The organism is Pseudomonas sp. NPDC089569 (assembly GCF_050280625.1).
Lineage (GTDB): Bacteria > Pseudomonadota > Gammaproteobacteria > Pseudomonadales > Pseudomonadaceae > Aquipseudomonas.
Genome location: NZ_JBNNVQ010000169.1, coordinates 1 through 6,468, shown reverse-complemented (window position 1 = coordinate 6,468; position 6,468 = coordinate 1). Strand labels below are relative to the sequence as shown.

The 6,468-nt window shown below is 59.3% G+C and carries 5 protein-coding genes and 1 pseudogene; 1 reads left to right on the top strand and 5 read right to left on the bottom strand.

What is annotated here, in order from left to right; all coding sequences use genetic code 11:
* Positions 1 to 97 precede the first annotated feature (97 nt).
* The 4 genes and pseudogenes from ACQKP2_RS31175 to ACQKP2_RS31160 form a co-directional block, all read right to left on the bottom strand.
* Positions 98 to 865: pseudogene (locus ACQKP2_RS31175) on the bottom strand (hypothetical protein); the annotation flags it as partial.
* 17 nt (positions 866 to 882) lie between these two features.
* A complete protein-coding gene (locus ACQKP2_RS31170; protein ID WP_427582145.1) occupies positions 883 to 2,598 on the bottom strand; it encodes a proline--tRNA ligase in 1,716 nt (571 codons plus the stop codon).
* A gap of 164 nt (positions 2,599 to 2,762) precedes the next feature.
* Positions 2,763 to 4,322, bottom strand: a complete 1,560-nt coding sequence (locus tag ACQKP2_RS31165; protein WP_427582144.1) for an AmpG family muropeptide MFS transporter — start codon at positions 4,320 to 4,322, stop codon at positions 2,763 to 2,765.
* Between the two features lie 44 nt (positions 4,323 to 4,366).
* Positions 4,367 to 4,720 (bottom strand): MGMT family protein, encoded by a 354-nt coding sequence (locus ACQKP2_RS31160; RefSeq protein ID WP_427582143.1) that lies wholly within the window; start codon positions 4,718 to 4,720, stop codon positions 4,367 to 4,369.
* Positions 4,721 to 4,883: 163 nt separating this feature from the next.
* Between ACQKP2_RS31160 and ACQKP2_RS31155 the strand changes: the two genes are divergently transcribed.
* Positions 4,884 to 5,891, top strand: a complete 1,008-nt coding sequence (locus ACQKP2_RS31155; RefSeq protein ID WP_427582142.1) for a DUF481 domain-containing protein — start codon at positions 4,884 to 4,886, stop codon at positions 5,889 to 5,891.
* A 273-nt stretch (positions 5,892 to 6,164) separates the two neighbouring features.
* On the opposite strand, the gene ACQKP2_RS31150 is transcribed toward ACQKP2_RS31155, so the two are convergent.
* Positions 6,165 to 6,374, bottom strand: coding sequence for a cold-shock protein (locus tag ACQKP2_RS31150; protein WP_427582141.1), 210 nt, complete (start codon positions 6,372 to 6,374; stop codon positions 6,165 to 6,167).
* Positions 6,375 to 6,468 lie beyond the last annotated feature (94 nt).

Below are 6,468 nucleotides of genomic sequence, written 5' to 3'. Positions count from 1 at the left end.
TTGCAGCACCAAAATCCATTGAGCTTCGATGTTTCGAAGCATCACCTTTCGAACACTCTCATAGCCTGCAAATCGTAATAAACGACCGATTGGAGACGTCTTCGAGGTCGTCGTAAATCAGTGCGTGGGCTTCGAGCAGCTTGCTGCGCAAGGTATGGCTCAACATCAGGGAGGTGTCGGTATGTACGTCTTTCCTGGCGTCTTCGACACTGATCTGCAGCTTGCCCAGATGGTTCAGGTCCTGTTCGGCGAATGGGCTGTCCAGCAGGTTCAGGCGCAATACACCGTTTTTGTCGGTGTTCAGCTCAAAGGTTTCCTTGCCGGCCTTGACCTCGACCGGGCGTTCGCTCCACGGCAGGCTCGAGTACTCCATTCGCTTGTCACGCTGGACTTCGTCGATTCCGGCCAGGTTCTGTTGCGCACGGCCGTGGGACTGAACGTTCATGAACGGGTTGAGCCCGTCAACACCGTAGGTGAACCAGTCCTTGGTCATGCTGTCCGGCAGGTTGCCCAGTGCAAACACGTTGGCCACATTGGCGCCGATACCGGCGACTACCGCCACCGCACCCAGCGGGATTTCATAGATCTCCCGCCAGGGTTGATACGGCGTATAGCGGTCGTAATGGCGCGTGACTTCGAATTCGGTGACTTCGAAAGTCTTCTGCTCGTGGATTTTCACCCGGCGTTGCGGCAGCTCAAGCACCTTGGGCTCACCGACATCGATCTGCAGATTGTGATCGAGCAGTTTGCGCTCGACACGTTCCTCGTGCTCGCTGCGTTGTGACATGTGGTTGGCGCAGCCGCTGACCAGCAGGGTGCCGCACAGGGCGGCACCACCGAGGCCTATGGTGTTTCGCTTGAACATGACGTCTCTATCTGGTTTCAGCGGCGGATACGGGCCTGAAGGAACGACAGTACGTCAGCGACCGGCAGCGCTTGCGGCTCGGCCTCGATACGGCTCTTGTATTCCAGGTTGCCTTCGGCGAGACCGCGGTCGCTGACCACGATCCGGTGAGGAATGCCGATCAGCTCCATGTCCGCGAACTTGATGCCCGGGCTGGTCTTCTTGTCGCGGTCGTCCAGCAGCACTTCGAAACCGGCGGCCGTCAGTTGTGCATACAGTTTGTCGGTGGCTTCGCGAACCAGATCGGTTTCGTAGCGCAGTGGCACCAGGGCAATCTGGAAAGGCGCCAGGGCGTCACTCCAGATGATCCCTTTCTCGTCGTTGTTCTGCTCGATGGCGGCGGCGACCACGCGGGATACACCGATACCGTAGCAGCCCATTTCGAGAGTGATCGGCTTGCCGTTCTCACCCAGCACTTCGCATTTCATCGCCTTGCTGTACTTGTTGCCCAGCTGGAAGATGTGCCCGACTTCGATGCCGCGCTTGATTTCCAGGGTGCCTTTGCCGTCCGGGCTTGGGTCGCCGCTGACAACGTTACGCAGGTCGGCAACGGTCGGAACCGGCAGGTCGCGCTCCCAGTTCACGCCGAAATAGTGCTTGTCATCGATGTTGGCACCGATGCCGAAGTCGCTCATCAGCTCGACGGAACGGTCGATGATGATCGGCAATGGCAGGTTCAGCGGGCCAAGGGAGCCGGCACCGGCACCGATTGCATCGCGCAGTTCGGCTTCGGAGGCCATGGTCAGCGGACTGGCGACGCCAGGCTGGTTGGCGGCCTTGATTTCGTTCAGCTCATGATCGCCACGGATGATCAGGGCAATCAGCTTGCCTTTCTCTTCGGCGTGAACCACCAGGGTCTTGATGGTCTTCTCGATCGGCAGGTTGAAGCCTTCGACCAGTTGCGCGATGGTCTTGGCGTTCGGTGTGTCGACCAGGCGCAGTTCTTCGCTCGGTGCAGGGCGAGAGGTCTCGCGTGGCACGGCCTCGGCCTTCTCGATGTTCGCGGCGTAGTCGGAACCGTTGCTGAAGACGATGTCGTCTTCGCCGGATTCGGCCAGGACGTGGAATTCGTGGGAGCCGGCACCGCCGATGGAGCCGTTGTCGGCTTCGACCGGACGGAACTTCAGGCCCAGGCGGGTGAACACGTTGCAGTACGCCTGGTGCATGCGGTCGTAGGTGACCTGCAGCGATGGCTGGTCGGCGTGGAACGAGTAGGCGTCCTTCATGATGAATTCACGGCCGCGCATCAAGCCGAAGCGTGGGCGGATTTCATCGCGGAATTTGGTCTGGATCTGGTACAGGTTGATCGGCAGCTGTTTGTAGCTGCTCAACTCGTTGCGCATCAGGTCGGTGATGACTTCTTCGTGAGTCGGGCCGGCGCAGAAATCGCGACCGTGGCGATCCTGGAAGCGCAGCAGTTCAGGGCCGTACTCTTCCCAGCGACCGGATTCCTGCCACAGTTCTGCCGGTTGAGTGCTTGGCATCAACACTTCGAGCGAACCGGCGGCGTTCATTTCTTCGCGAACGACGGCTTCGACCTTGCGCATCACTCGCAAGCCCATCGGCAGCCAGGTGTACAGGCCCGAGGCGAGTTTGCGGATCATGCCGGCGCGCAGCATCAGCTGATGGCTGATCACGACCGCATCGGAAGGCGTTTCTTTCTGTGTGGCGAGCAAAAATTGACTGGTGCGCATGGTTGGCCGCTATCGATTGCAGATGACGAGAAATGACGGAGCATTGTACGGGCGAGATCCGCTGTCGTACAGGCGTGCGGTCGGTGGTGAGGCGGGAGGGCGGGATTCGCTCCGCCCTTGGCTCGATTTCCTACAGATACATCCTGCGAGCTGCGGGGTGTTCCCTACGACTCTTCCGCGACCTGGGTCGGCACGGGTTCCGGTGTAGGCGTCGGCCCCTCGCGGCGGCTTTCCTGGAACCAGTGCAGGGCGATCAGCAGCAGCGTGGGCACTCCCAGCAGGGCGGTGATCAGGAAGAAATTGTGATAACCGAATTTCTCCACCATGACCCCCGAGTACCCGCCGATCAGGCGTGGCAACAGGAGCATGATCGAGCTGAGCAAGGCGTATTGGGTGGCAGAGAACTTGAGGTTGGTCAGGCTCGACAGGTAGGCGACGAATGCCGAGGTCGCCATACCCGAACTGAAGTTGTCCAGGGAGATGGTGACGATCAGCATCTGCAGGTTGGGGCCCATGTCCGCCAGCATCAGGAACAGCAGGTTGGTGGCGGCCGATGCCGCGCCGCCGATGAACAGGATCGGCAAGATGCCGAAGCGGACGATCAGCAGGCCGCCCATACCGGCGCCGACCAGGGTCATGACCAGGCCGAACAGCTTGCTGACGCTGGCGATCTGGTCCTTGGTGAAGCCCTGGTCGATGTAGAACACGTTGGCCATCACGCCCATGACCGTATCGGACATCCGGTAGGTGGCAATCAATCCAAGCAACAGCAGCGCTTGCCAGCGGTAGCGCTGGATGAAGTCGTTGACCGGCGTCAGCACCGGTGCCAGGCCGCGACGGCCCATGGTCGACAGGCACAGGGCGGTGAGCGTGGTGTAGAGGATCGCCCGCAGAAACGCACGGTCTTCGAGCAGCAGGTCGAGAAGGCTCACGCCTCCGAACAATACGCTGGCGAAGTCTGTGTTGTAGAGCTGGGTGAACATCGCCGGTACGGACACCAGCAGCACGATCAGCACGAACACCGAGGCCAGTTGATGCACGAAGCTGTAGCGACCGGCCTGCAGTTGGGTGCGCAACGGCACGGGTGGTTCGCGCATGAGCAGGGATGTCAACAGCGCCGGGACCATCAGGGCGCCGAACAGGATGTAGGTGCCGGCCCAGGCCGAATGCTGGTAGTTGAAGCCGGTCGAGCCGAAACCTTCGGCGAAGAACAGCGCGCCGGCGGTGGCCAGCAGCGCGGCGATCCGGTACCCGGACATGTAGCTGGCGGCCAGGGCTGCCTGGCGGTTGTCTTCGGCAATTTCCAGGCGATAGGCGTCTACTGCGATGTCTTGCGTTGCGGAGGCGAATGCAACGACCACGGCAATGGCAATCAGCCAGGACAAATGCTTTTGCGGATCGCAGAAACCCATTCCGATCAGGCCGAGGATCACCAGCGATTGGGACAGGACCAGCCAGGAGCGCCTTCGACCGAGTTTGCCGAGCAAAGGAAGGCGCCATTGGTCGAGCAGGGGTGACCACACCCATTTGAAGGCATAGGCCAAACCGATCAGGCTTGCATAGCCGATGGTCTCGCGAGCCACGCCGGCTTCGCGCAGCCAGACGGACAGTGTCGAGAACACCAGCATGTAGGGCAGGCCGGCAGCGAAACCCAGCAACAGCAGTACAAGCGTCGAGGGGCTGGCATAGGCAGCGAGCGCGGCGCGCCAGGTTTTACGGGGCATGGGCTGGAGTCTGCCTCAAGAAATACGAAAACAAAGCGCGCACTCTAACCGCTGTGCTCTACCGGGCGCCAGCCATGGCGCCGAATATCAACACGATTATTCAGGATACTGATGCCCTCCATGCGCAAACGCGCGCGTTGTTCGTCCCCGGATGGACTGCCGGCGGGCAGGCTGATGCGCCCGCCAGCGCCGAGTACGCGGTGCCAGGGCAATTTACTGTCGCCGGGCAGTTGGCTCAATGTCCGCCCAACCCAGCGTGCGGCACGCCCCAGGCCTGCCAGCTCGGCCAGCTGGCCGTAGCTCACTACCTTGCCCTCGGGCACTTGCGCCAGGGTCAGATAGAGCGCCGTGCGTCGGATTTGTGCCGCGCTTTCGGCTTCAGCGGTGGTTTTGCTCACGTACGCAGTTCCTGAAAAAAAATCACGGTACCGTCTGTAGAGTAATTCGTGGATCGAAAGTTGAGAAATGAACTCGATAGAAATCGTCGTGTCAGTCCTTGCCAGGGCTTTGTTCCTTCGGATAATGCCGGTTTTTTTCGCCATCCCGAGCCTTTGTTTACCCATGTTTTCCAGAATCCTGCTGTGCCTCGCTGTCCTCAGCGCCTCCACCCCCTTGCTCGCCGACACGGTCTGGCTGAAAAACGGTGACAGGTTGAGTGGCAAAATCGTTCTTTTCGATGGCGGCAAGCTGCTGATCCAGACCGAGTATGCCGGTGCGGTAACGATCGACTGGAAGCAGGTCAAGACGCTGGAAAGCGACCAGGAGCTGCTGGTCAAGCAGGATGCCTATACGGGAGAGAAGGCCAAATCGCTGCATGCGGCCGGGGAGGGCAAGGTGACGCTGGCCAATGGCGAGGCACCAAAGACTGTGGAGTTGGCGAGCGTCCAGCAGATCCTCAAGCCCAGACCGGTGGTCGAGGACCTGGTATGGAAAGGCAATATCGATGCGGCTCTGGATTATCAACGGGCCGAAAGCGACACCGATGATTACGACATCGACTTCAAGACCAGTGCTCGTCACGGCAAATGGCGACACACTGCCGAAGGCGAATACAACCGTGAGTTCCAGGATGACGTGGTGACCACGGACAACTGGCGCGCCGAATATTCCCTCGACCGTTTCCTCACGGATAAGTGGTTCTGGCAAGGTCGCCTGGTCTATAAGCGCGACAAGGTTGAAGAGCTGTCCCGTCAGCGTACCGTCGGCACCGGTCCGGGGTATCAGTTCTGGGATGACGAGTTGGGTGCTTTCTCCCTGAGCTCCCTGGTCAACCGCACCGATTACGAGTTCGTCGATGGTGACAAGGAAAACTTCCATTCCGTGGCGATGAAGTGGGATTACAACCGCTACCTGATAGGCAAGAAGGTGGAGTTCTTCACCAATGGCGAGGTGGGCAAACCGCTGTCAGGCGTTGCCGATTATGCGCTCGATTCAGAGCTGGGCTTGCGCTACAAGGTGACGGAATGGGCCTCGCTCAACCTCAAGGCCGAACGCAACATCATCAGCGGAACCGACGAAGCCGATCTGGACAAGACCCGATACACGGCCGGGTTCGGTGTGACCTGGTGAGGCGTTGAAAAAGTCGCGGCCCTGGTCGTAATGCTGTTCATTTCAGGAAATTGTAGGAGCGAGCATGCTCCGGGCGGCGTTCCGACGATGGTCGTCAACGATAACGCTGGAAACCTGATACCCCGCGTCGCTCTCAGGTTCATCGCGAGCTTGCTCGCTCCTACAGAGAATACCTTCGCTTAAGTGAACATTTGCCCGGCAAAATGCCACAGGCACAAAAAAGCCCCGCTGTTGAGGGCGGGGCTCTTTTACTGCAGCTTAAACAAGCAAAAGTTAGATAACTTTTACTTCTTCAGCTTGCATGCCTTTCTGGCCGCGGGTAGCGATGAAAGAAACCTGCTGGCCTTCTTTCAGGCTTTTGAAGCCGTCGGACTGGATGGCTTTGAAGTGAACGAACAGGTCGTCACCGGATTGTGGGGTGATGAAGCCGAAGCCTTTTTCATCGTTGAACCATTTAACGGTGCCGGTTTGGCGATTAGACATGGTGTATCTCCAAGAAACATATCATTGACGAACAAGGTCGTCAATTGGGGGCAGCAAGTCGTCCCACGCGCTTGTTGAATCCTGCACGACATGT